Origin of the sequence: Aliiroseovarius halocynthiae (assembly GCF_007004645.1) — a bacterium.
GTDB lineage: Bacteria > Pseudomonadota > Alphaproteobacteria > Rhodobacterales > Rhodobacteraceae > Aliiroseovarius > Aliiroseovarius halocynthiae.
The window spans coordinates 104,823-130,425 of the sequence record NZ_ML660020.1 but is presented as its reverse complement, the minus strand read 5'-3'; the positions used below and the strand labels follow the sequence as shown (position 1 = coordinate 130,425).

21 protein-coding genes are annotated in these 25,603 nt (G+C 57.5%); 14 read left to right on the top strand and 7 right to left on the bottom strand.

Features of this window, described 5'->3' with window-relative positions; genetic code table 11:
* Positions 1–111: 111 nt before the first annotated feature.
* A complete protein-coding gene (locus FIL88_RS09610) occupies positions 112–885 on the top strand; it encodes an SDR family NAD(P)-dependent oxidoreductase (protein WP_142853637.1) in 774 nt (257 codons plus the stop codon).
* On the opposite strand, the gene FIL88_RS09605 is transcribed toward FIL88_RS09610, so the two are convergent.
* Positions 813–3,638: an AMP-binding protein gene (locus FIL88_RS09605; RefSeq protein WP_142853636.1), complete on the bottom strand. Its 2,826-nt coding sequence runs from the start codon at positions 3,636–3,638 to the stop codon at positions 813–815. The two genes, FIL88_RS09610 and FIL88_RS09605, sit on opposite strands and share 73 nt — an antisense overlap.
* A gap of 624 nt (positions 3,639–4,262) precedes the next feature.
* Between FIL88_RS09605 and FIL88_RS09600 the strand changes: the two genes are divergently transcribed.
* From FIL88_RS09600 to FIL88_RS09590, 3 genes are all read left to right on the top strand, one after another.
* Positions 4,263–4,721 (top strand): (2Fe-2S)-binding protein, encoded by a 459-nt coding sequence (locus FIL88_RS09600; protein WP_142853816.1) that lies wholly within the window; start codon positions 4,263–4,265, stop codon positions 4,719–4,721.
* A gap of 2 nt (positions 4,722–4,723) precedes the next feature.
* The gene (locus FIL88_RS09595; protein WP_142853635.1) at positions 4,724–6,958 is read left to right on the top strand and encodes a xanthine dehydrogenase family protein molybdopterin-binding subunit; all 2,235 of its coding nucleotides are present in this window, start codon (positions 4,724–4,726) and stop codon (positions 6,956–6,958) included.
* A 271-nt stretch (positions 6,959–7,229) separates the two neighbouring features.
* Positions 7,230–8,069 (top strand): hypothetical protein, encoded by an 840-nt coding sequence (locus FIL88_RS09590; RefSeq protein WP_142853634.1) that lies wholly within the window; start codon positions 7,230–7,232, stop codon positions 8,067–8,069.
* A gap of 298 nt (positions 8,070–8,367) precedes the next feature.
* Here the strand turns inward: FIL88_RS09590 and FIL88_RS09585 are convergent, their stop codons facing one another.
* Together FIL88_RS09585 and uvrB are read right to left on the bottom strand one after the other, a co-directional pair.
* The gene (locus FIL88_RS09585; RefSeq protein WP_142853633.1) at positions 8,368–9,210 is read right to left on the bottom strand and encodes a hypothetical protein; all 843 of its coding nucleotides are present in this window, start codon (positions 9,208–9,210) and stop codon (positions 8,368–8,370) included.
* Between the two features lie 32 nt (positions 9,211–9,242).
* Positions 9,243–11,429 (bottom strand): excinuclease ABC subunit UvrB, encoded by a 2,187-nt coding sequence (uvrB, locus tag FIL88_RS09580; protein ID WP_142853632.1) that lies wholly within the window; start codon positions 11,427–11,429, stop codon positions 9,243–9,245.
* Between the two features lie 565 nt (positions 11,430–11,994).
* Here uvrB and FIL88_RS09575 point away from each other — a divergent pair.
* On the top strand, positions 11,995–12,306 hold the full coding sequence (locus tag FIL88_RS09575) for an ETC complex I subunit (protein WP_142853631.1): 312 nt from the start codon (positions 11,995–11,997) through the stop codon (positions 12,304–12,306).
* 61 nt (positions 12,307–12,367) lie between these two features.
* Here the strand turns inward: FIL88_RS09575 and FIL88_RS09570 are convergent, their stop codons facing one another.
* Complete coding sequence (locus FIL88_RS09570) at positions 12,368–13,132, bottom strand: alpha/beta fold hydrolase (RefSeq protein ID WP_142853630.1); 765 nt, start codon at positions 13,130–13,132, stop codon at positions 12,368–12,370.
* A gap of 87 nt (positions 13,133–13,219) precedes the next feature.
* Between FIL88_RS09570 and FIL88_RS09565 the strand changes: the two genes are divergently transcribed.
* From FIL88_RS09565 to FIL88_RS09550, 4 genes are all read left to right on the top strand, one after another.
* On the top strand, positions 13,220–13,618 hold the full coding sequence (locus tag FIL88_RS09565; protein ID WP_142853629.1) for a hypothetical protein: 399 nt from the start codon (positions 13,220–13,222) through the stop codon (positions 13,616–13,618).
* Positions 13,619–13,685: 67 nt separating this feature from the next.
* Positions 13,686–14,285: a TetR/AcrR family transcriptional regulator gene (locus FIL88_RS09560; protein ID WP_142853628.1), complete on the top strand. Its 600-nt coding sequence runs from the start codon at positions 13,686–13,688 to the stop codon at positions 14,283–14,285.
* 120 nt (positions 14,286–14,405) lie between these two features.
* Complete coding sequence (locus tag FIL88_RS09555; protein ID WP_142853627.1) at positions 14,406–15,083, top strand: PspA/IM30 family protein; 678 nt, start codon at positions 14,406–14,408, stop codon at positions 15,081–15,083.
* Positions 15,084–15,110: 27 nt separating this feature from the next.
* Complete coding sequence (locus FIL88_RS09550; protein WP_142853626.1) at positions 15,111–15,389, top strand: hypothetical protein; 279 nt, start codon at positions 15,111–15,113, stop codon at positions 15,387–15,389.
* A 62-nt stretch (positions 15,390–15,451) separates the two neighbouring features.
* On the opposite strand, the gene glyA is transcribed toward FIL88_RS09550, so the two are convergent.
* On the bottom strand, positions 15,452–16,744 hold the full coding sequence (gene glyA / locus FIL88_RS09545; protein WP_142853625.1) for a serine hydroxymethyltransferase: 1,293 nt from the start codon (positions 16,742–16,744) through the stop codon (positions 15,452–15,454).
* Positions 16,745–16,912: 168 nt separating this feature from the next.
* Between glyA and FIL88_RS09540 the strand changes: the two genes are divergently transcribed.
* Entirely contained in the window at positions 16,913–17,674 is a 762-nt protein-coding gene (locus FIL88_RS09540) for an NAD kinase (RefSeq protein ID WP_142853624.1), read from the top strand.
* Between the two features lie 49 nt (positions 17,675–17,723).
* Here the strand turns inward: FIL88_RS09540 and FIL88_RS09535 are convergent, their stop codons facing one another.
* Both FIL88_RS09535 and FIL88_RS09530 read right to left on the bottom strand, forming a co-directional pair.
* On the bottom strand, positions 17,724–19,607 hold the full coding sequence (locus FIL88_RS09535) for a propionyl-CoA synthetase (RefSeq protein WP_142853623.1): 1,884 nt from the start codon (positions 19,605–19,607) through the stop codon (positions 17,724–17,726).
* Between the two features lie 226 nt (positions 19,608–19,833).
* On the bottom strand, positions 19,834–22,107 hold the full coding sequence (locus tag FIL88_RS09530) for an NADP-dependent malic enzyme (RefSeq protein ID WP_142853622.1): 2,274 nt from the start codon (positions 22,105–22,107) through the stop codon (positions 19,834–19,836).
* A gap of 213 nt (positions 22,108–22,320) precedes the next feature.
* Between FIL88_RS09530 and FIL88_RS09525 the strand changes: the two genes are divergently transcribed.
* From FIL88_RS09525 to upp, 4 genes are read left to right on the top strand one after another with little or no spacing between them, the layout of a single operon-like run.
* On the top strand, positions 22,321–22,713 hold the full coding sequence (locus FIL88_RS09525; RefSeq protein ID WP_142853621.1) for a cytidine deaminase: 393 nt from the start codon (positions 22,321–22,323) through the stop codon (positions 22,711–22,713).
* The gene (locus tag FIL88_RS09520) at positions 22,710–23,924 is read left to right on the top strand and encodes a phosphopentomutase (RefSeq protein ID WP_142853620.1); all 1,215 of its coding nucleotides are present in this window, start codon (positions 22,710–22,712) and stop codon (positions 23,922–23,924) included. The genes FIL88_RS09525 and FIL88_RS09520 overlap by 4 nt, the downstream gene beginning before the upstream one ends.
* Positions 23,921–24,913 (top strand): adenosine deaminase, encoded by a 993-nt coding sequence (locus FIL88_RS09515; protein ID WP_142853619.1) that lies wholly within the window; start codon positions 23,921–23,923, stop codon positions 24,911–24,913. Before FIL88_RS09520 ends, FIL88_RS09515 begins: the two co-directional genes overlap by 4 nt.
* Positions 24,906–25,538, top strand: coding sequence for a uracil phosphoribosyltransferase (upp, locus tag FIL88_RS09510; protein WP_142853618.1), 633 nt, complete (start codon positions 24,906–24,908; stop codon positions 25,536–25,538). Before FIL88_RS09515 ends, upp begins: the two co-directional genes overlap by 8 nt.
* The last annotated feature ends 65 nt before the right edge of the window (positions 25,539–25,603 follow it).

The following is a 25,603-nucleotide window of genomic DNA, read 5'->3' as shown; positions in this document are numbered from 1 at the left end:
AGGTGACTTATTCTGCCCACTTCACCCACAACGGGTCGAATTGCGGTGTAAGTCCTGCATCTTTCTAGCTTAAGGTGTTGCAAGAGCAGACCGGTAAAAAAGTGGAACAGAATGTCATTGAAATCCAAGACCGCAATCGTAACGGGCGGACTGTCGGGCATGGGGTTGGCAATCGCACGCAGGCTCGCGAGCGACGGAACATCGGTGTTTGTCGGTGCACGCCGTGCGGCGGATACAGCCTATGTTGCTGAGAAACTCGGCACGAGGTCCGCGGGTATCACCGCCGCGGAGTTAGACGTGCAATTGCCCGACAGCGTGGACAACTTCGTTGCTGACGTCGTTTCAAAGCAAGGGGGCGTGGACATTTTGGTCAACGCTGCGGGGGTCTATGACGAGGCCGCAATAATTGATCACCCAAATGATGTTTGGGACGATCAAATCGACATCAATCTCAGCGGAACCTTTCGTATGATCCGTGCGGTGATGCCGTATATGACATCTGCGGGCTGGGGTAGGATCATCAACCTCGCCTCCATGGCAGCTCATACAGGCATGGCGAACAACGCGGCCTATTGCGCCTCAAAAGCTGGCCTTTTGGGGCTGGGACGCAGTGTCAGCCTCGAGGGCGCTGAACATGGCGTGACCTGTGTGTCGATCAGCCCAACCTGGGTTGAGACCGAGATGCTGCGCAAGTTCATCGACGCTGATGTTGCCTCAACCGGCCAAAGCCTTGAAGAGGTGCGTGCGGAATATGCCAAATCCAACCCGCAAAACCAATTGGTGCAACCAGAAGAAGTCGCCGAGCTTGCCGCTTATTTGGCCAGTGACGCGGCGCGCGCTTTGACGATGTCGGATTTCGAGGTCAACGCAGGTTCGCCCTGGTAGGCTTTCTGACGGAGCGTGAGCAGGGTCTCGGAGTCGCTGATGCTTTCGAATGGTTTATCGCTGATCCGCTTCCAGGCGGCGCGGGCGGCGGCATTTTCAAACCGCGCATCAGCACACATTGTGTCCGGGAATTCGGAGATAACTTTCTTAATTCCTGCGTCCAGTTCCACAGCGTCGAGCCAATCACCCGTTTCCAGAGTGTGCGGGCTTTGGGGCGTGATGCGTTGGTCAGGAAGTAGATTGTAAATCGGCGCTTCTGAGGTTGCTATGTCGCCAAGCAGGAACGCCGCAGCGGCGGTAACGTCGACCATTGGAAAAGCCAGCCCCTTCGGCATATGCGCCGCGTTGAACGACGCAGCTAAGATGATCTCGTAGATGTCCCTTTGGTTCGCTGTGTTCAGATCATAAAGCGACGGCAAGCGCACAATCGCCGATGAAATACCAGACGCGCGGATGGTGTCCTCGGCGGCAATCTTGGCCGCCCCATAGCCTGTGCACCCCTCCCAAACGGGTGTTAAGCCCTCAGGCCAAGGCCCGCCGCGATCTGGGAACACCGCCGTTGAAGACGTGAACCGCAGATCTGCCTGAGCGTCGCGACAAAACTCTAGCACTGTGGTCATTCCGCGTGCGGACCAATCCAACATTTCTTGCCGCCCGATTGCGAGGTTCACCATCGCGGCGCAATGCACAACTTTTGTAACCGCTTGCCCGAGCTCAGAATAACTCTCGCGTGCCAGTCCGAAATAGGGCGCATCCAACGTGCCATGTACAATTACATAGCGGCTGTGAGCCACACCAAAGGTTTTGGCTACTTGGTCGAGCCGATCCCGGGCGCTCCGGTTTTTATCGCGCACAAGGCAATAGACGATTTCGTCCTCAGGCAAACCACGCGCCGCTTGCGCCAGCACGTGTCCTCCCAAAAAACCGGTGGCACCGGTCAATAGAATGCCGGGTCGATCGAAGTTCTCGACAGGCGAGGCCGCGTCAGCTTCTTGTGTCAGTAATTGGTCAATCCGGTGCAGGGGGACATTCATTGCCAGATCGAAATCAATCGGCAAGCCATAGGTGTTCTCAAGATCCAACATCAGGTTTACACACATCAGCGAGTCGCCGCCCTGGGCGTGGAAACTCAATGCGGGGTCGATATCGGCAGGTGCACAGGCCAGTGCACGTGCAGCGGCAAGGATCACAGCGTCCTCAGAATGACCCCCACGCAAGGTGTCCGTGATTTGCGGCAGGGCACGCACATCAGCCTTGCCAGAAACCGGATGAAGAGGAAGCGCGTCCATCTGCACAAGATAGGATGGGATACAATAATGCGGCAGCGCCTCACGCAGCTCTGCAGCCAGCGTTGCGGGAATGCGGTTGATGCCAAACTCAAGCCCCCACTTGGTTGCGTTGCGGGCAGCTTGCGCGGTATCTGCGGCAAAGTAGAAGATCAGGCTTTGCCCCCGCTCACCAACTTCTGCCACCCAAGGTGCCGCGCTCGAAAATCCCAACCGCTCTCGCATTGTGTCAGTAAGTTCGCGTGTTTGGATCGAGAAACCCCGTAGCTTGAGCATATGCGCAATGCGGCCCTCGATATAAAGCGTACCATCTTCGGTTTGCTTTGCTTGATCCCCCGTATCGTAAAGCCGGACTTCACGGCCCTCTATCGTCATTTCCCGAAATCGAAGCCGGGTCTCTTCCGGGCGGTTTACATAGCCTTGGCCAAGCATCCGCGGCCCTTCGAAGTAAAGCTGACCAGAGGTGCCAATAGGGCAGGGGATTTCGGACTCGTCCAGAATGACAGCACGCAGATGTTGCATGGGGATGCCTACTGACGCAGGTGCGTCGCCGGTTGGACTGGTTAATTGTGATATGCAGATGTCATGCGTTTCACAAATACTATAGAGGTTCCACAACGCAGCGTTTGGCAGTTTACGCAGAGACGCCGCAATCAGATCGTCGTTGACGACCTCTCCATTTAAGATGACGCGGGACAAAGGCAGTTCAGTGGCTTTGTCCGCAGGCAATGCGTTCAGGAAGGTGCCATAGAACGAGGGTGTGAACAGCATTTCGTCGACGCTGTTCTGGATCAGGAAATCCGCCAGATTGGCCGGGGCAAACAGAGTTCCTGCGTCCGGAAACCACAGGCTTGCTCCCTTGCGAAGGGGGCGGAGCATTTCCCAGATGGCAAAGACATAAATGCCAACGCGGGTGTCAGGTGTATATGGAGTATAGGTGTCGCGCCATTCATAAGACAAGAAGGCCGCGTCCTGCGACACTGGGATACATTTCGGGCGTCCGGTGGTGCCAGAGGTCGCTACGAGGTAAATCGGGTCGGTGGGCAAAACAGGTTCGGTGAAAATTGGAGCATGTGCGGCCGGCGCCTCAGCCAAAAGCGCTTTCGCTTCAATCGTTATACAGTCACGTGGCAGTTGGCCGGTTTCCAGGCCCTCACAGGTGATCACCAGGCTGACCTTGAGCTCAGACAGGATGTTGTGCAGCACCATCTGCGGCATCGCCGGGTCGAGATGCACGAACGGGCGACCATGTATGACGCAGGCTACAGCGCTGGCTGACATTGCCAGGCCAGGCGCTCCGAAGATTCCGATCACCTGATGGCCATGAAGGCGCAGATTCAAATCAGAAACATACTGGCCAAGCCTTGCGTAACTGATTTGGCGCTGCGTATCCGACAATGCGCACCTGTCTGAAAATTTGTGGATCGAACGAACAAGCTCCTCGGCTATGGTTCTTGAAAGTGTCATTGTTCAAACCTTTGTTGCAAAGGCATGCACTTAGCAGGCTCAACAGAAAAAGTCAGCCCAAAGCCAACTGGAAAGCCAATCACCCAACACTTGATCAAGATGGCTAATCCAATCTGAACATCGACCTGGGCAATCTGCAGCAGAATGCGTTCATCACGCTATTCAACGGCATCCTGCGCGCTGAACCGCTGAACCAAGAGATGTTTGAAGCCTAGATAATGCATGCAGAAAGCAGGCGTTTTGACGCTAGGAACACAACAATGCCAGACTGCACTCATCGTTCGGAAATCAGGCGTCCGCAGGAACGTGTCGGACGCTTGAACAATTTGAGGACCCTGCGCCCACCAAGCTTACCCAAGCCGAAATCGAGGAGTAGGAAAATCCGACCTGCAGACTCTCCTCATGAGCGAGGCGCGCGCGGGGAGGCTGGTCACGAACACCTCAGTTTTCTCGCCAGTTGCCTGGTTCGAGACCATCGCAATTACCGGTTCGTCATCTAGTCGCGCCTGATATTTGGGGGTTGCGTTAACGATTCTTCTATGAACAATGTAAATGACCGAGGGTCATTAAGTGACCGCTCAAGTTGACGCGATGTGTAACCCCACTAGCCAAAGGATCAACGCGATGAAGCTTTCTGTGAACGGTGTCATGCACGATGTGGATGTCGAAGATGACATGCCACTTTTGTGGGTACTTAGGGACGAGTTGAAGCTGGACGGGCCTAAATATGGCTGTGGTGTTGCTGCCTGCGGGGCCTGCACGGTGCATGTGGACGGGGTTGCTGTGCGGTCGTGTCAGACGTTGGTTGGGGACATTGACGGGCCTGTCACAACAATCGAAGGTCTGGGTAACCCCAGCGAGATGCACGCGGTTCAGGCGGCGTGGTTGAAGCATCAAGTCGCGCAATGCGGCTATTGTCAGGGTGGGCAGATGATGCAGGCCGCTGATTTACTGGCGAACAACACGGCCCCGACGGACGAAGACATTGACGATGCAATGTCTGGCAATCTGTGTCGTTGTGGCACTTATCCCCGTATTCGTGCAGCTGTGAAAACCGCCGCGCAATCGCTGCAGGAGGGCTGATCATGGGACGTATCGGAACCATCGCCCGCCGCACCTTTCTTGTCGGCTCGGCCGCCATTCTGGGCGGGGTCGCCTTTGGCTATTACAAATACAAACAGCCCGTGGATAATCCGCTGGATGATGATCTGGCGCAGGGCGAAGCTGCGCTGACGCCTTATGTGTTGATCAATGCCGATGGCGTCACACTGATCACGCCACGTGCTGACAAAGGGCAAGGGGCGTATTCGGTTCAGGCGGCGCTGATCGCCGAAGAACTGGACATCGAGCTTGACCAGATCAACGTCGATCCCGGCCCACCTTCAGCCGCCTATTGGAACACTGCCATCGCGGGCGAGGGCGTTCCCTTCCCATCGACAGATCGTGGCGCGGTCGCCGAGGGGATGCGCGGCTTTATGGGGGCAGTCGTCAAACTGATGGGGATGCAGATCACCGGCGGCTCGACCACTGTGCCTGACGGGTTCGAAAAGCTTCGCGCCGCGGGCGCCGTCGCTCGCGAGACACTGAAGGCCGCCGCGGCCGATATGTCTGGCTTGGCGGTCACGCAGCTGAAGACTGAACGCGGCGCGGTGGTGCTGCCAGACGGCAAACGGATCCCGTATCAGGCGCTGGCTGCGAAGGCTGCCGAGATCGCACCGGTGACAGATGTGACCCTGCGCCCTTCGACCCAATGGCGTCTGGTCGGAAAGCCCATGCAACGCGTGGATATGGTGGCGAAATCCACTGGCACGCAAAGCTATGGCATCGACATGCGGATGGATGGCATGGTGCATGCTGCCGTCCGCGTGAACCCCCGCAAGGGCGGCGAGATGATCTCGTTCGACGCGTCCGAGGTTGAAACCATGCGCGGCGTGCAAAAGGTGATCCCTGTCACCGGCGGTGTGGGCGTGATTGCCGACAACACGTGGCGTGCGTTTCAGGCGGTAGACGCGATTGAAGTGGAATGGGACAGTGCCCCCTATCCGGCGGAACAAGATCAACACTGGCAGGTGCTGGCAGACACAATCGACACTGGCGACGCGGATGCAACCCCGCGCGATGACGGCGATCTAGACGGGGCAGACGCCACGGTCGAGGTCGAATACCGCGCACCCTATCTGGCCCACGCACCGCTGGAACCGATGAACGCCACCGTGCTGGTGACGGACAGCCGCGTCGATGTCTGGACCGGCAACCAAATCCCGCGCATGACGCAAGCCAGTGTCGCCAAGATGACCGGCATGGACGCCGATGACGTGCATGTGCACATCCTGATGATGGGCGGCAGTTTCGGACATCGTCTGGAAGACGAGGTGGTGAAACGCGCGACCGAACTTGCGATGGCGATGAAGGGCACGCCGGTCAAACTGACCTATAAGCGCGAGGAAGATACGCTTCAGGACTTCACCCGGCCAATCGCGATGATGCGCGGGCGGGGGGCTGTGGCTGACGGCAAAGTGACCGCGATGGAGATCAAGGTCGCCTCACCCTCGGTCATGGACAGTCAGATGGTGGAACGGCAGGGCTTTCCGGTTCCCGGTCCCGACACCACAATCACGCAGGCCTTATGGGATCAACCCTATGCGATCCCGAATTATCGCGTGACAGGATACCGCGCGCCGCAGCTTGGGCCGGTCAGCTCGTGGCGCTCTGTTGGCGCGTCGCAGAACGGGTTCTTCCACGAAAACTTCCTGAATGCGCTGATCCACGAGGCCGGCGCGGACCCGGTCGAGGAACGCCTGCGCCTGATGACGGATGACCCCTCGCGCAAGACCTTGGAAGCCGTGGCCGAGATGTCGGGCTGGGGCGGAGATCTGGCCGCAAACAAAGCCCGCGGCGTGGCCTTCTGCCTATCCTTCGGTACCCCCTGCGCGCAGATCATCGAGATCACCAATGGCGAGGACGGCATCAAGCTGGACAAAGTCTGGGTCGCTGCCGAAGTGGGCAAAGTCGTGGACCCCGTGAATTTTGAGAACCTCGTCGCAGGCGGCGTGATCTGGGGGCTGGGCCACGCGATCAACAGCCAGATCACCTATGCCGATGGCATGGCCGAGCAAGAGAACTTCTTTGACTTCGAAGGCCTGCGCAACAACCAAGCGCCTGAGATTTTCGTGCGCGGGATGGAGAACCGGGACTATGTGACCGGCGTCGGCGAACCCCCGGTCCCGCCAGCCGCACCTGCGCTGGCCGAGGCGATTTTCCGGGCGACCGGAGAGCGCCCAACCCAGATGCCGTTCGGAGAGTCCTTCGACTTCGCATGATCGCAGTCAGCTGGATTCCAAGCTTTAGCATGGCCGACATGATGGTGCGCCTTCAGAAATGGAGGCGTGCTTTGTGGTGATTCTTGCTCGATGGAGGGTGGCATTCCACACCGCTGATTGATCCTATGGTTGTGTGTGGCCGCATGCAGGTGCGTCTAAAGTGTATCACTTTAGTGTAAAGTGAACGCCGCCATTGCACACGCTATTTGATTTCATTGACGAAATGAATTCATCGTATTGTTCTGCGCCGGACGAAGAGAGGATTGCTCACATGAATAAGATCAAAGTTGGATATCTGTACGCTCTGGGGCAAAGCACCGCCGATATCTTGAAGTTGCAAACCGGTCAGGACGCAGGCGGTCAGCCGCAAACATGCGACGAAGTGCGTGCGATTGTGCAGGACGCCATGAAGGGCGTCGAGGAGTTCGTTGCCAGCAGTGTCGAGCAACTTCCGAACCTCGAAGCTGTGTCGGTAGAGCTATACAGCCGCATGCAGAAACTGCTTCAATTCTGCATGCGTGACGGTGCGGGGGCGACCCCACCTACGCCCGAACTGGTTGTCGATGTCCGCGATTGCTATATGGCGTTCCAGGCCGAGCTGGAAGCCACTCTGTCCGAGGCCGAGATTTTCATCGTCGACCAGAAATCTGCCTTTGACACGTCTATCCTGATCGAGCGCGGCCATCTGGCATTTCCGGCTTCCGTGACCGGCAAGGCTCCGGATGCGGTGACAGATCTGGATCAGGCGATGCGCTGCATTGCGTTTGATATGCCGACGGCTGCCGCGTTCCACCTGCATCGCGCCCATGCGATTGTTCTGGGTGTCTATTGGGATGCGATCGCGAAAGGCGCGAAACGCCCGGCTGCTCCGTCGTTGGAGGCCTATCTGAAAGAGATGAAGGGCAAAGAGATCGGCAACGAAACCGTGACCCTGCGATTAAAGGAAATCGCCGCGCAAGAGACGGACCCGTCGGTGGACGGCGGCAAGGATCTTGACGACATCGAAGACGCGCTGGAGCTATATACCACCATGCGGTCGTCGATCGCTGCGATGCTAAAGGACCTGCCCACCGCATCGCGCGCAGGTTTGCGTATGGCCAGCGTAAGCTAAGATCTGATTTTACAAAGTGGGCGCGCTGCGGCGCGCCCTCATGGTATCTGGTGGCTCACGCTGTGAGCCTAGTTTTTTGGCGCTTCGCGCATAGGTACTTTCCACAGCTGGGATCATAAACATACAATCCGTTGGTGAGGGCGTTGCCCGTTCCGCCCGCAGCGCCTGCTCTGGCCGAGGCGATTTTCCGGGCGACAGGCGAGAGGCCGGTTGAGGTGCCGCTCGGGGTGGTTTGGGCTTGCGTGAGGGGTGGTGTTTCCGGCCATGTTTTGATGCTGTTAGTTGATTGCGGCGCTGGCTAGCCCCAGACCAAATCAAGGAGCGCGACACTAGCTGAGGCGAGCATTGCTAGAAACGTGAAAGGAAAACGATAAACGCTGAGTTCTAATTTATGGCCGAGCACGAATACTGGCTGTAGTATTTTTACCGCTGTTCTTGCCCCAATCACTAAACATATTCCCAGTATATGTACTGATGTTGTTGCAACAGGAACGGACAGCCCGACGAGCGCGCCACTCGCGATGAAAAGAATAATGTGTACAAATTGCAGTGAGTTATTTTCTATGCTGCTTCGGGCAATCTGAAACCCGCCACTAAGGCCGCTGTTGATATCAATACCCATATACCCAGAAAATGCCAGCGAGACCATCATAATGGTCACGTTTGGAGAACTCGATATGAGAAACTCGATTATCACGCGCCAAATCCCTGCTATGTTCCGGGTCCGCCAAATGAAATGAACGGCAGTCATTATGAAAACGCTGAACCAACAGTTTATGGTGGCGAATAGGAAGATGAGCGCTGTACTAAGAGTATTCGACCATGTGTAGTGACGTAGAATTTCGCCCAGGCTGCGAAATTCTACGTTTCCTGCGGAGACGGACAGACGGACGGACAGGATTGTGACAAGTAGTACAAAAACCATGCATGCTCTAATCGAGATGCCAGTTCTATTGCTGAAAAGTAGCGAGATAATGAACGCGCTTTTACCGATTATTCCGTCGATGGGGTCCCCGGTTCGAGTGGAGGAGATGCCTTCGGCGCGCAAGACTTTGGACAATGCTTCTGAAGCTCTAGGGTGAAGCGTATCGAGGCCTGCGAAAGCGACAACAAGAAGCAGAACAAAAATCAAAATTTCCAAAGCTTGGTTCCTTGTTCGAAACTAAAGTTACTTTATCTCTTCTTCCCACGCCCAGCCCGTTGCCCCGGCTTCCCTGCCGTTGAGCGCCCCTTGGCCTTCTGCGCAGCCTCGCCAGCCGCCTCAATCGCAGACTGCCGCGCAAGGGGGTCATCCGCCACGGCCAGCTCTACGGCCTCCAGGCGATGCACCTCATCCCGCAGGCGGGCGGCTTCTTCGAATTCGAGGTTCTCGGCCGCTTTGCGCATCTGGGCTTTCAGGCCCTCCAGATGGGTCAGAAGATTGTCGCCGACCATGGGTTTGTCGATGGTGGCGGTGACGCGGGACATGTCGGTGTCGCCGTCGTAAAGCCCGGCCAGCACGTCCTCGACATTCTTCTTCACCGTCTCGGGCGTGATGCCATGTTCAACGTTATAGGCATGTTGTTTCTCGCGCCGACGTTCGGTTTCCTTCAGGGCGCGCTCCATCGATCCTGTGATGCGGTCGGCATACATGATGACGCGGCCATCGGCGTTTCGGGCGGCACGGCCGATGGTTTGCACCAGCGAGGTTTCAGAGCGCAAGAATCCCTCTTTATCCGCGTCTAGAATGGCGACCAGCCCGCATTCGGGGATGTCCAAGCCTTCGCGCAAGAGGTTGATGCCGACCAGCACATCGAACGCGCCCAGACGCAGGTCGCGCAGGATTTCGATCCGTTCGATCGTGTCGATATCCGAGTGCATATAGCGCACGCGGATGCCCTGTTCGTGCAGGTATTCGGTCAGGTCTTCGGCCATGCGTTTGGTCAGCGTGGTGACCAGCGTGCGCATGTCGTTGGCCGACACCTTGCGCACCTCATCCAGCAGATCGTCGACCTGCATTTCAACGGGGCGGATTTCGACCTCGGGGTCCAGAAGGCCCGTGGGGCGAATGACCTGTTCAGCGAAGACGCCACCGGTCTGCTCCAGCTCCCAATTCGAGGGTGTTGCGGACACGAAGACGGATTGCGGGCGCATGGCGTCCCATTCCTCGAACTTCAGGGGGCGGTTGTCCATGCAGGACGGCAGACGGAACCCATGTTCGGCCAGAGTGAATTTACGCCGGTAGTCACCGCGATACATGCCGCCGATTTGCGGCACGGACACGTGGCTTTCGTCGGCAAAGACAATCGCGTTGTCGGGGATGTATTCAAACAGGGTGGGGGGCGGTTCGCCCGGCGCGCGGCCCGTCAGATAGCGCGAATAGTTCTCGATCCCGTTGCAGAACCCGGCGGCCTCGAGCATCTCAAGGTCGAACTTAGTGCGCTGTTCGATGCGCTGGGCTTCCAGTAGTTTGCCTTCGTCTTCGAACTGCTTCAGGCGCAGCGCAAGTTCTTGTTTGATGCTTTGGATGGCCTGCTTCAGCGTGGGCGTCGGCGTCACATAGTGTGAATTCGCATAGATGCGCACCTTGTCCAGCGTATCGGTCTTGGCCCCGGTCAGCGTGTCAAATTCGGTGATGTTTTCCAGCTCTTCCCCGAAGAAGGAAAAGCGCCAACCGCGATCTTCAAGGTGGCTGGGCCAGACCTCAAGGCTATCGCCGCGAACGCGGAACGATCCGCGCTGAAACGCGTTGTCGTTGCGTTTGTATTGCTGGGCGACCAGATCGCGCATCATGGCGCGTTGGTCGTATTCCTCGCCCACCGTGATGTCTTGGGTCATAGCGGTATAGGTCTCGGGCGAGCCGATGCCGTAGATGCAGCTGACCGACGCCACGATGATCACGTCATCACGTTCCAGAAGCGCCCGCGTGGCCGAGTGGCGCATCCGGTCGATTTGTTCGTTGATCTGGCTTTCCTTCTCGATGAAGGTGTCCGATCGCGCGACATAGGCTTCGGGCTGATAATAGTCGTAGTAGCTGACGAAATACTCGACCGCGTTGTCAGGGAAGAAGCCCTTCATCTCGCCATAAAGCTGGGCGGCGAGGGTTTTGTTGGGCGCTAGGATGATCGCAGGGCGCTGGGTTTCCTCGATGATCTTGGCCATCGTGAAGGTTTTGCCTGTGCCGGTCGCCCCCAAAAGCACCTGATCGCGCTCGCCATTTTCAATGCCGCTTTTCAATTCGGCAATCGCCGTGGGCTGATCCCCCGCTGGTTGGAAAGGTGTATGCATGACAAACCGCTTGCCGCCTTCCAACTTGGGGCGGGCAATCGGGGCCATGGTTGGGTTCGTCAGGGGGCTGTGGGGCTGTGCGTCATGGGTCATGCGAATCTCTCCGTTCCTTCCAGAATGGTCACTTTTTGTTCTTCTTCAAGTGGGCGATGCTATGAAACCTCGCGTATCTCCCCATTTTTGGTGAATTGCCGTGTTAACTAAATTGGAAGAGTATGGTGGCACAAAGCTAAAAGATTGCTTGGATGTTACAATTCCTAGCAATCATAAGATGATGTAATCTTCAATCATCTCGTGGTTCTTGATTTGCAAGAGAGCCAGCTAAGCATCTGTAAAAAAAGAATAAAAAATGCACTTTGCGTGTGAATTTTTTCAATTCGAAGTGTATTTAGCGCTTGTGGTCGTGCAACCGCTGCGCTAGCGTGATTAGGCAAGCAGCAGAACGGACTGCCGGTGGCGACGATACACCCACCCCACCCCTCGCTCCCTCGTCGTTACCGGCAGTCACTCTGCTCTCACCTCATCGCCGCACTCACGGATATCGAATTGACCGAGATTATCGCAGCGTAAACGTTCAGCTGCTGCACGCCTTTGATTCCGCCTTGAAATGCAGGCGCGGTTGACGGATAACCATCCCAGATCTGCAAGGAGATGCCGAATGCGTGCTCGTATTTATCAGCCCGCCCGCAATGCAATGTCGTCGGGTATGGGAAAGACCAAGGTTTGGGTGCTGGAATATGCCGCTGATGAGACGCGCGAGATTGATCCACTTATGGGCTGGACAGGATCGTCGGACACGCAAAGCCAAGTCCGCCTGAAGTTCCAAAGTAAGGCCGCCGCACTGGACTATGCCAAAGAGCATGGGATCGAAGCGACGGTCACAGAGCCGCATAAACGCAAACAGAATATCCGTGCTGGCGGCTATGGTGAAAACTTTGCCACCAACCGCCGTGGTCCGTGGACGCACTAAGACAACACGTCAATCGTAAGCGCATCTAAAAAACCCCGCCTTGATGCGGGGTTTTGTTTTGCTAGGCGGGGTGATTCAAGAAACTGCGCGCGGCTGCTTCAAACTCGCGCGGTTTCTCTGCATGCAGCCAGTGGCCCGCACCCGGGATTTTGGCCTGTCTGGCGGCTGGAAACAGCGCTTTGATTGTGGGGCGATGTTCAGGCAGGACATAGTCCGAGGTTGCACCCGCCAGAAACAATGTGGGCCCAGTAAACGTGCCCGAGACATCCGGGAAGCCAACAATCTTGGCCATTTCAGCCTCCAGCACGTTCAGGTTCAGCTTCCACTGACGCGCCTTTACATTCAGGGATTGTAGCAGGAAGGCCCGCACCGACACGTCATCCAGAACCTGTGCCAACTGTTGATCAGCGTCTGCGCGCGTGTTCACACGGCTCAGGTCAATGCTGCGCATCGCCTCGATCATCGACTGCTGACTATGGGCATACGGAACCGGAGCGATGTCGGCCACCAGAAGCCGGTTCACCAAGGCACCGTTATCAAGCGCAAGGATCATCGACGCCTTGCCCCCCATGGAATGTCCGATCACATCGGCCTGTCCGCCGATCTGGCGCACAACCTTCGCCAGATCCTCGGCCATGTCGTAATAGCTTTGCGTCGCGAATTGCGGGCTGTCGCCGTGGTTGCGCATATCAACGGAAACAATGCGCCGTTCATCCGACAGGCGCTTGGCAATCACATTCCAATTCCGGCCCGAGCCGAAAAGCCCGTGCACGATCAGGATGGGCGGGCGGGTGGTGTCTTCCCCGAATGTCTGCATCGTAAGCATAAGCTCTGATACCGTGATGCGCACACGGATTGAACCCGGAACTGACGCATATCGCTTTTGGGTTTTCGATCCATGTGAGATGCAGTTATGCTTGCCGCCGTTGAGGAAGGCATATCGGGGATAGAATTGGATATTGCAGCGCGAACAGAGCGGCTGTCCCAGCTATTGGAGGAGCGGTTGGATGTTCGGGGCAAAAGCTTCGATGCCAAGCTGCGCCGGGCAGGGCGCTTGTTGCCACGACATTTGCGGGTGAAGGGCCAGATGTTGGTTGATGCAACATCGCGGGCAGAGCATCCCCGGTTGCTGCGCCAATTGGATGAGGCGGCGTTGGATCTGGCTGCATCCGATATAGAGCGGTATCTTCTGTCAATTGACCCGTGGCGGCGCCGCAAGAACATCTTTCTGAACTGGACCGCAAGCCTGTCGTTCAATCTGCTTTTGGTGGCAGGATTGGTGGCATGTTTTATGTGGTATCTGGGCAGCTGAGTGAATTTTCCCTTGCTCTGATTTGATGTCCCGCTATTTCTGAACGTGGTTCAAATGTGGGGCATGCATGGTACGGAAAAGCGAAATAAGGCGCGAAGCATTGCGTTTGGCCCTGATTGAGGCGGCAGAAGAGCGCATTAAGCGCGATGGAGCGGGCGCGATCAAAGCACGCGAGTTGGCAAAGGATGTCGGCTGTGCAACAGGTGCCATCTATAATGTCTTTGAGGATCTGAATGCGCTGGTGATGGCCGTGAATGGTCGAACTTTCCTGGCGATGGGGCGGGACATTGCTGAAAGTCGTCATTTGGCAGGGGGGCAATCACCCCAGCGGGTGTTGATTGCGATGTCGCAGACATATCTGGATTTTGCCGCCGCACACACCAACCTCTGGCGAGCGCTGTTCGATTTGCACATGACAGTTGCCGAGGTGCCCGATTGGTATCAGGCCGAGTTGGACAAGCTGTTCGCCAATATCTCGGAAACGCTGGCCGATTTGTGGCCTACGCGGGGTGCAGAGGAAATTGCCTTAATGACGCGCGCGCTGTTTTCGTCGGTCCATGGAATCGTTTTGCTGGGTCTGGAACAGCGAATCTCGGGTGTTCCGAAGGAAATGATTGCCTTGATGATCGAGAAAACCCTGACCGAACTGACAGGTTCTGCGAACTAAGTATCTGACATTAAAGCTATTCCTAAAAAATTATGAACATCGTTCAAAATTGTTCTTGAACGATGTTCATGATTTGCTATCTGTATTGTATGAACGTTGTTCACGAGACTGGAGGCGCAGATGTTCAGAACTTTGAAGACACTTTTTGATGGGGCAAACGCCCGCGCAGAAGAGCGGGTGCGAGAGACATACTCGATCGAGCTGATCGACCAGAAAATTCGAGAAGCCAATCAGGGGCTCAAAGCTGCGAAGATGAGTTTGGCCGCCTTGACCCAGCGCGCCCGCACGGAAGAGCGGATGGTCGACACGCTGACCGGTCGCATCACTGATCTTGAAACACGCGCGACCGAGGCGCTGGCAGCCAAGCGCGACAAGCTGGCGCAAGAGGCCGCAACGGCCATCGCGTCACTGGAAAACGAACGTGCCACACGTTTGGCAACGCAGGAACGGCTAGAGGCGCGGGTGATCCGTTTGCGTGCCTCAGTCGAAACGGTGAACCGGCGTATCACAGATTTGAAACAGGGTGCGATTGCAGCGCGTGCTTCACGGGTCGAGGCAGGCGTACATCACAAGCTGGCGACAACCTTGTCTGGGGCAGGAGCCTTGGAAGAGGCGGAAGAGCTGATCCACAACGTGCTGAACGAAGATGACCCGTTCGAACAGGCCGAGATCCTGCGGGAAATTGATCAGGACCTGGCCCATCACAATGTCGCCGACCGGCTTGAGGATGCGGGTTTCGGCGACCGGACAAAAGCAACTGGCGCAAGCGTTTTGGAACGCTTGAAAGCCGCGAAGTAACGAACTTGGACCTGAAGGAATAAGACAATGCAAAAGACACACAACGATACTTGGTTGATTATGGTTTTGAACGCAGGTGGAGTGATTGCTGCCTATCTTCTGTTGGCACTTTCACTGTACAAATCGGTGGATGTTCCACTTGCGACGAAGGGCTATTGGGGCATGGGGATCGTGCTGCTGACGCTGTCGCTGATTAACCTTGTAAAATATCGTTTTGACACGCGCGCCAGCGAAGATCGCATTCAGCGGATTGAGGATGCAAAGCACGAAAAACTGCTGGAAGAGTTTATTTCCGACGACAAGTAAGCAGCCTTGAAAAAAGAAAAGCCCCGGATCTCTCCGGGGCTTTTTGTTGTTTGAGACCTGAGTTACAGGTTCGGATACAGTGGGAAGCGGGCGCAAAGGGTGGCCACTTTGCCGCGCACCGCAGCTTCTACATCGGCGTTTCCGTCCGGACCATTGGCGGCCAGACCGTCAACGACTTCGATGATCAGATCAGCGATTTCGCGGAACTCGGCTTCGCCAAAGCCGCGGGTGGTGCCAGCGGGCGTACCCAGACGAATGCCCGAGGTCACGGTGGGCTTTTCCGGGTCGAACGGAATGCCGTTTTTGTTGGTGGTGATGTGGGCACGACCAAGGGCTGCGTCCACGATGTTGCCGGTCACGCCTTTGGGGCGCAGGTCCACCAGCAGAACGTGGGTGTCGGTGCCGCCGGTGACGATGTCCAGACCGCCTTTGACCAGCTGATCGGCCAGGGCAACCGCGTTGGCGCGAACCTGTTTCTGGTACGCTTTAAATTCGGGGCGCAGCGCTTCACCGAAGGCGGCAGCCTTGCCGGCGATCACGTGCATCAGCGGACCACCCTGGATGCCCGGGAAGATGGCCGAGTTCACCTTCTTCGCGATGTCGGCGTCGTTGGTCACGATCATGCCACCGCGCGGACCGCGCAGGGTCTTGTGGGTGGTGGTGGTGGCCACATGGGCGTGCGGGAAGGGCGAGGGGTGCTCGCCAGCCGCGATCAGGCCCGCGATGTGGGCCATGTCGACCATCAGGTAAGCGCCAACGCTGTCAGCAATCTCGCGGAACTTGGCAAAGTCGATCTGACGTGGGATGGCCGAACCGCCGGCGATGATCAGTGCGGGCTTGTGCTCGGTCGCCAGTTCCTGGATCTGGTCATAGTCGATCAGGTTGTCTTGCTTGCGCACACCGTAGTGCACGGCGTTGAACCACTTGCCCGACTGGTTCGGACGTGCCCCGTGGGTCAGGTGACCACCGGCCGACAGGTCCATCCCCAGAATGGTGTCGCCGGGCTTGATCAGCGCTTGGAACACACCTTGGTTCGCTTGACTGCCCGAGTTCGGTTGAACGTTGGCAAATTCGCAGCCAAACAGTTCCTTGGCGCGGTCGATGGCAAGGTTCTCGGCCACGTCAACATACTGGCAGCCGCCATAGTAACGACGTCCGGGATAGCCTTCGGCGTATTTGTTGGTCAGAACCGAACCCTGCGCTTCCATTACGGCGGCGGAAACGATGTTCTCGGATGCAATCAACTCGATCTCGTCGCGCTGACGACCCAGTTCATTTGTGATCGAGCCCCACAGCTCGGGGTCGCGGGTCGCGAGGGATTCGGTAAAGAAACCTTGGTCACGGGTGGCAGTCATGCGCGTCTTCCTTCAATTAAGGTCCGATTTGTGGATTTCCTATCGGAAACACTACCTGTCGCAAAGACCAGAAAGCGACGCGGCGGCGGAAAGACGCGGCATTATCTGGTGATTTGTGGAAACATGTGATTGTTTCGGAAACGAAGACCGCCAATCGGGACATTTAGCATGAGTCGAAAAATCGCGTTCCTTGCCAGTGATACGACCATCGCGCAGGCAGCACTTGACGAATTGGTGTCGCGCTATGGGAATATTGCCGAGGATCAGGCCGACATTATTGTCGCCCTTGGTGGCGACGGTTTCATGCTGCATACGCTTCACAATACACAGCACCTTCCGGCCCCGGTCTATGGCATGAACTGCGGCACGGTTGGCTTTTTGATGAACGAATACGTGCCTGATGGGCTGATCGATCGCCTGATCGTCGCGGAAGAAGAGGTCATCAACCCGCTGTCGATGCGGGCCGAATGTGTGGATGGCGAAGTACACGAGGCGCTTGCGATCAATGAGGTCAGCCTGCTGCGTGCCGGTCCACAGGCTGCGAAACTTCAGATCAGCGTCGATGGGCGCGTGCGTCTGGGCGAGCTGGTCTGCGACGGCGCGCTTTTGTGTACGCCTGCGGGTTCGACCGCATACAACTATTCCGCACACGGACCGATTTTGCCGATTGGATCGGATGTGTTGGCGCTGACCGCGATGGCCGCGTTCCGACCGCGGCGCTGGCGTGGTGCCCTTCTGCCAAAGAATGCCGTGGTGCGCTTTGATGTTCTGCAGCCCGACAAACGCCCCGTGATGGCCGATGCGGACAGCCGAAGTGTTCCGAACGTGGTCTCGGTCGAGATCCGGTCCTGCGGGGATATCGCGCATCGTATCCTGTTTGACCCCGGACATGGGCTGGAAGAACGCCTGATCCGCGAGCAGTTCGTGTAACAAAAAACGCCCCCGAGATCGGGGGCGTTTTTTGTTTGTCAGGTCAGACTTAGTATCCGAGCGAGGCCAGCGCGTCCTTGATCTCGTCCAGAATGGATGGATCGTCGATGGTCGCGGGCATTTTGTATTCCTTGCCATCGGCAATCGACACCATCGTGGCCCGTAGGATCTTGCCCGAGCGCGTCTTGGGCAGACGATCCACCACGACGCAAAGCTTGAACGCGGCAACCGGGCCGATTTTCTCGCGCACCAGTTTGACGCATTCGGCAGAGATTTCCTCGTCGGGGCGGTCGGTGCCTGCGTTCAGGCAGACCATGCCCAGCGGCAATTGGCCTTTCAGTTGGTCGGTCACGCCGATCACGGCACATTCGGCCACGTCGGGGTGTGAGGCCAGGACCTCTTCCATCGCGCCGGTGGACAAGCGGTGGCCCGCCACGTTGATCACGTCATCGGTGCGCGCCATGATATAGACATAGCCGTCTTCGTCGATGTAACCCGCATCGCCTGTCTCGTAATAGCCGGGGAAGGTGTTCAGATAGCTTTTCTTGAACCGCTCTTCCGCATTCCACAGGGTCGGCAGTGTGCCGGGGGGCAGGGGCAGCTTGATGGCAATCGCACCCAGCTCGCCTGCGGGCATCGGGTGGCCGCCTTCGTCCAGAATCTGCACGTCAAAGCCCGGCATCGGAACCGAGGGCGAGCCCAGCTTGATCGGCAGCTCCTCGATGCCAATTGGATTGGCCGCGATGGCATAGCCGGTTTCAGTCTGCCACCAGTGGTCCACGACGGGAACATTCAGCTGTTCCTGCGCCCAGACGATTGTGTCAGGGTCGGCGCGTTCACCGGCCAGATAGACCTGCTTCAGGCAGCTCAGATCGTATTTCTTGACGAACTCGCCCTTCGGGTCTTCGCGCTTCACGGCACGGAAGGCGGTGGGGGCGGTGAAGAAGCTTTTCACGTTGTGCTCGCTGATCACGCGCCAGAAGGTGCCGGCGTCTGGCGTGCCCACGGGCTTGCCTTCGAAGACGATGGTCGTGTTGCCATGCACAAGAGGCCCGTAGGTGATGTAAGAGTGGCCAACGACCCAACCCACGTCCGACGCTGCCCAGAACACATCGCCCGGATCGACATTATACAGGTTCTTCATTGTCCAGTTCAGAGCGACCAGATGGCCGCCCGTATGGCGGATAACGCCCTTCGGCTGACCTGTGGTACCTGAAGTATAGAGGATATAAGCTGGGTGGTTACCCTCGACCGGTACACAGTCGGCGGGGGCGGCAGCGGCCTCCATCTCGGCCCAGTCGAAGTCGTGTCCGGGGATCAGATCGGCCGGATGTTCTTCGCGTTGAAGGATCAGCGTGAAGTCGGGCTTGTGTTCGGCCAGTTCAATAGCACCATCAAGAAGCGGTTTATAGGCGACCACGCGGCCCGGTTCTAACCCGCAGGAGGCTGCGATGATGGCTTTGGGTTTGGCGTCGTTGATCCGTACGGCCAGCTCGTTCGAGGCAAAGCCGCCAAACACGACCGAATGTACGGCACCGATCCGCGTGACGGCCAGCATGGCGATCAGCGCCTCTGTCACCATCGGCATATAGATGATAACGCGGTCGCCTTTGGTGACGCCTTTTTCTTTCAGCGCGCCTGCAACCTTGGACACGCGGTCCTTAAGTTCGGCATAGGTCGTCTTAGACTGACGTCCGGTGATCGGGCTGTCATAGATAATGGCCACCTGATCGGCGCGGCCGTTTTCAACGTGGCGATCGACTGCGTTGTAGCAGGTGTTCACCATACCGTCCGAGAACCATTCGTATAACGGTGCGTTGTCGTCAAAGAGCGCTTTGGTTGGGGTCTTATCCCAGCTGATTGCTTCGGCCGCGTCCATCCAGAATTTCTCAGGGTTCGCTTGCCACGCCGCGTAAACGTCTTTGTATGCCATGGTGCACATCCTCCAATTTCCCTTGAGGAATGTGTTACGCCCCTATGACCTCTCCGGGCAAGAACCGTGTTGTACGTCGCGTCAGATTATCGCGGGAAATTTGCAGGGCGGTCGAAAATTGCCTGCAAATTTTTGCAAACCCCATTATTTTGAGGGGTGTGAGTTTGAAAAAGGCGAGATTTGCAAAATTGCAAACCCCGCCTTGCAAAGTTTTACGGGGAATCGATCAGCCGTAATGCGCAACCGGAGTTCCGGCGATTGCGGACATGTTTAGAAGGCCGCGCGCAGTGATCGAAGGCGTCACGATGTGGGCGCGGTTGCCCATGCCCATCAGGATTGGCCCAACCTCAAGTCCGCCACCTTTCACCTTCAGCGTGTTGCGCACCGCGCTGGCCGCATCCGTGTTTGCAAAGACCAGTACGTTGGCGGGGCCGTCAAAACGTGCACCCGGGAACAGGCGGCTGCGCACCTCGGGGTCAAGGGCGGCATCAACATGCATTTCGCCTTCATATGCGAAATCACGCGGGGTGGCGTCCAAGATTTCCAGCGCTCCACGGGCGCGTGCCCCGCTGTCTCCGCCGTGATTGCCAAATTGGGAATACGAACAGACGGCGATCTTCGGCTCGACCCCGAACCGGCGCACGTGACGGGCCGCAGCGCAGACAGTTTCCGCGATCTGTTCGGCGCTGGGCGTATTGTGTACATGGGTGTCTGCAATGAACAGCGGACCGTCCTGCAGGATCATCAGGCTTAGCGCGCCGACGGGATGCAATTCGTGGTTGCCCAGAATTTGCTGAATGTAATTCAGGTGCCATAGGTATTGACCGAAAGTGCCAGCGATCAAACTGTCGGCATGGCCCAAATGCACCATGATGCTACCGATGGCGGTTGTGTTTGTGCGCAGGATGGCTTTGGCCAGATCCGGTGTGACACCTTTGCGGGCCATAATCTCGTGATAAGCCCCCCAATACGCGCGATAGCGATCGTCGCGTTCGGGGTTCACCACTTCAAAGTCGCGCCCCGGCACGATCGACAGGCCGGCGCGTTCAGCGCGCAGGGCGATGACGTCCGGGCGGCCGATTAGGATAGGCGCGTCGGTGGTTTCTTCGACCATCGCATTGGCGGCACGCAAAACGCGTTCATCTTCGCCTTCGGCAAAAACGATGCGGCGTTCGGCAGTTGCGGCAGCTTCGAAGACGGGGCGCATGATCAGCGCAGACTTGAACACCGAACCATCAAGTTTTGCCTTATAGGCCTCAAGACACTCAATCGGTCGGGTCGCAACGCCGCTGTCCATCGCCGCCTTGGCGACTGCGCTGGCAACCACACCCATCAGGCGCGGATCAAAGGGTTTGGGGATCAGGTAATCCTCGCCAAAGGTCAGCTGCTCGCCCTTATAGGCGGCTGCGGCCTCGGCGCTAGTGGTTGCGCGCGCCAAGGCGGCGATCCCTTCAATGCATCCCAGCTGCATAGCGTCGTTAATCTCGGTCGCGCCGACATCCAATGCGCCGCGGAAGATGAACGGGAAGCACAGTACGTTGTTGACCTGATTGGGAAAGTCCGAGCGGCCCGTGGCCATAATCGCATCAGGAGCAACCTTGCGCACCTCGTCAGGCATGATCTCGGGCGTTGGGTTGGCAAGGGCAAACACAATCGGGCGGTCGGCCATTTTGGCCACCATCTCGGGCTTCAGGACGCCAGGCCCCGACAGGCCAAGGAACAGATCTGCGCCTTCGATAACCTCGTCCAGCGCGGCGGGGCTTTGGCCCTGCGCATAGGCCGCCTTTTGCGGTGTCATGTCTTTCTCGCGACCCTCATAGACCAGGCCTTCGATATCGCACAGCCAGACGTTCTCGCGTTTGACGCCCAGCTTGAGAAGCATGTTCAAGCAGGCAATGCCCGCAGCCCCACCGCCGGTCGAGACGACCTTGATATCCCCAAAGGATTTCCCGGCAACTTGCAGCGCGTTGGTGGCCGCAGCACCAACAACGATGGCGGTTCCGTGCTGGTCGTCGTGGAAAACCGGAATGTTCATCCGCTCGCGGCAAATTTGTTCAACGATGAAACAGTCGGGCGCTTTGATGTCTTCCAAGTTGATCGCGCCAAAGCTGGGCTCCATCGCGCAGACGATGTCGGCCAGCTTTTCGGGATCAGATTCATTCAATTCGATATCGAAGCAGTCGATATTGGCGAATTTCTTGAACAGAACGGCTTTGCCTTCCATCACGGGCTTCGAGGCCAGCGCGCCGATATTGCCCAAACCCAACACGGCAGACCCGTTCGAAACTACGGCGACCAGATTGCCACGTGCGGTGTAACGGCTTGCCACCGAGGGGTCTTTTGAAATCTCGGTACAGGCTTCGGCGACGCCGGGAGAATACGCAAGACTTAGGTCGCGACCGTTCGCCATCGGCTTGGTGGCGCGAATCTCGAGCTTTCCGGGCTGAGGAAATTCGTGATAATCCAGCGCGCGTTTGCGCAGATAGCTGTCTTCGGACATCGATACCTCCTAAGGCGTCATGGCGATAGTTTAACTTTAAACCATCGCGCTTTCGTCACTCGGATACACCAGTGACGCAAGGGCAATCAAGTCTGCATTCTGTACATTAGCATGGCATTTCCTTGCGGCTAGCCCCCTGAGGTTCGGATTGCACTTGCATCCAAGAATGCAGAGGTTCAGGGTTGCTGGATAGATATTTTACAGGAGCGGAACATGTCGCTGTTGGAAGCTGCCAAGGCCGTGCGGGAAAACGCGCATGCGCCATACTCAAACTTCAAGGTTGGTGCTGCGTTGCGCACCAGCGCCGGCGTCGTTCATGTCGGCTGCAATGTGGAAAACATTGCCTATCCCGAAGGGACCTGCGCCGAAGCGGGCGCCATCGCCGCCATGTGCGCCGCCGGTGAGCGCGAGATTGCCGAGGCATTGGTGATCGCTGATGCCCCCTTGCCCGTGACGCCTTGCGGTGGGTGCCGTCAGAAACTGGCCGAGTTTTCAGGTCCGGATGTCAAAATCACCATGATGACCATGGGTGGCGAAAGCCTGACCATGACCATGGCTGAACTTTTGCCGGGCGCATTCGGTGCCGCGCATATGGAGAACACATGACCCGCGCTTTTCTGATTGTGATGGACAGCGTCGGATGCGGTGGCGCGCCCGACGCCCACGCGTTTTTCAATGACAAAACGGTGCCAGATACCGGGGCAAACACGCTGGCGCATATTGCGCAAGCCTGTGCCGAAGGGCGTGCCGATGTAGGACGCAGCGGACCGCTTGCTATGCCCCATCTGGACGCGTTGGGTTTGGGGGCTGCGGTCCGTTTGGCATCTGGCGATGACACGCCGGGGTTTGATGCTGTTCCGAACGGGCTGTGGGGCGCAGCCCAAGAAGTCTCGCCCGGGAAGGACACACCGACAGGACATTGGGAAATCGCAGGCGTTCCACTGCCATGGGATTGGGGGTATTTCCCCGATACTGTCCCGACATTTCCTTTGGATCTGACCGGTGCAATCTGCGCTGCTGCGGGGGTGGACGGCATTCTGGGGGACAAGCACGCCTCGGGAACCGTCATTCTGGACGAATTGGGGGACAAGCATATTCGGACGGGGTATCCGATTGTCTATACCTCGGCTGATAGCGTTGTTCAGATTGCCGCGCATGAAGAGCATTTTGGGTTAGAGCGGCTTTATACGCTTTGCGAGGCCATCGCGCCGATGGTGCACTACATGCGCGTTGGCCGCGTGATTGCGCGCCCGTTCGTTGGCACTGAAGCAGAAGGGTTCACCCGTACCTCTAACCGTCGCGATTTTGCGATGACGCCGCCGGAGCCCACGCTGTGTGACTGGGTGACCGATGCTGGCGGGAAGGTGCATGCCATTGGAAAGATAGGTGATATTTTTGCGCATCGTGGGATCACAACTGTGCAAAAAGGATCGGATGCTGATTTGATGGAGCATTTGGTGGCTTCATTTGACACGGCGCAGGACGGTGATCTGGTGTTTGCCAATTTTGTCGAGTTCGACGCGAAATACGGCCATCGACGCGATATTCCGGGCTATACAAAAGCGCTGGAGTGGTTTGACACTCAGGTGCCGCGCCTGCTTGCGAAAATACAGCCCGGCGATCTGGTTTTGTTTACCGCTGACCACGGCAACGATCCCAGCTGGGTTGGCACAGACCATACCCGCGAACGCGTGCCCGTTGTGGCTGCGGGGCTGGGCCCACGCGAAGTGGGGCATGTTGGATTTTCAGATATCGGCGCGTCGGTCGCGGCGCATCTTGGGCTTACAACCCGAGGAGCAGGGGAAACGTTTCTATGAGTTTTAAAGAGCAATCCAAGGTCGAGTTGCACCTTCATATCGAAGGTGGTGCGCCGCCCGATTTCATTCGGACGCTGGCCAAGGAAAAATCTGTCGATCTATCCGGGATCTTCACCGAGGATGGCGGCTATGCCTATCGTGATTTCTGGCATTTCCTCGAGGTCTACGAGGCTGCGACCTCGGTCCTGACAGGCCCCGAGGAGTTCCGCCGCCTGACCAAGGCCGTACTGGAAGCCTGCGCCGAAAAGGGCGTCGTTTATGCCGAGACGTTCCTGTCGCCAGATTTCTGCGGTGGGCGCGACGTGGCGGCTTGGAAAGACTATCTTGCCGCCATCCAGGATGCCGCCACCGAGGCCGAGCGCGATCACGGCATCACGCTGCGTGGCATCGCCACCTGTATCCGCCATTTCGGACCAGAGTTTGCCCGCGAGACCGCGCTATGTGCGCAGGAAACGGCGGGGGGGTTCCTCACTGGTTTCGGTATGGGCGGGGATGAAAAATCCGGCAGTCAGGGCGACTTTGCCTATGCCTATGACATGGCCCGCGAGGCCGGCCTGCGTCTGACCACCCATGCGGGCGAATGGAATGGCCCGGACGAGATCCGTGCGGCGCTGGATGATCTGAAGGTCGAGCGGATCGGGCACGGCGTGCGCGCGATCGAGGATCTGGCGCTGGTCGAGCGTTTGGTCGAGGATGGTGTGACGCTGGAAGTTTGCCCCGGTTCGAACGTGTTTTTGGGGGTCTATCCTGACCTGTCAGCCCACCCGATCGCAAAGCTGCGTGAACGCGGGGTGAATGTCACCGTCTCGACTGACGATCCACCGTTCTTCCGGACAGATATGGTCAAGGAATACCAAGATTTGTCACGTCAGTTTGGCTGGACGCCCGAGGACTTCCGCGAACTGAACTTGGTTGCCATCGACGCTGCATTCTGCGACGACGCCACCCGCAACCGCATCCGTAAGCATTTGGAGAAGCAAGATGTATGATCATCTGACTGTCGTCGATCACCCTCTGATCCAGCACAAGCTGACATTGATGCGGGATGAAGCCACGCCCACCAGTCTGTTTCGTCAGCTTCTGCGCGAAATCAGTCAGCTGCTGGCCTATGAGGTGACGCGCGAGCTGCCCATGACCACCAAGCGCATCAAAACACCGATGCAGGAAATGGACGCGCCGGTTCTGGCGGGTCGCAAGCTGGCTTTGGTGTCGATCCTGCGTGCGGGAAACGGCCTGTTGGATGGCGTGCTGGAACTGATCCCTTCGGCCCGCGTGGGGTTTGTCGGGCTATATCGCGACGAAGAAACGCTGGAGCCGGTCGAGTATTACTTCAAGGTTCCCGAAGCGATTGACGAACGTCTGGTGATTGCAGTTGATCCGATGCTCGCGACCGGCAACAGTTCGGTTGCTGCAATCGACAAGCTGAAGGAAGCTGGCGCCAAGAACATTCTGTTCATGTGCCTGTTGGCAGCCCCAGAAGGTGTCGCGCGCATGAAAGAGGCACATCCCGATGTGCCGATCATTACGGCATCGCTGGACGAGAAGCTGAACGAAAAAGGTTATATCGTGCCGGGTCTGGGCGACGCGGGCGACCGGATGTTCGGTACCAAGTAAGGCGCCAACGCTTTACAAACCTTGCCAAAACGATCACTCTCAACTCAGGCGTGTCTGAGTTGAGA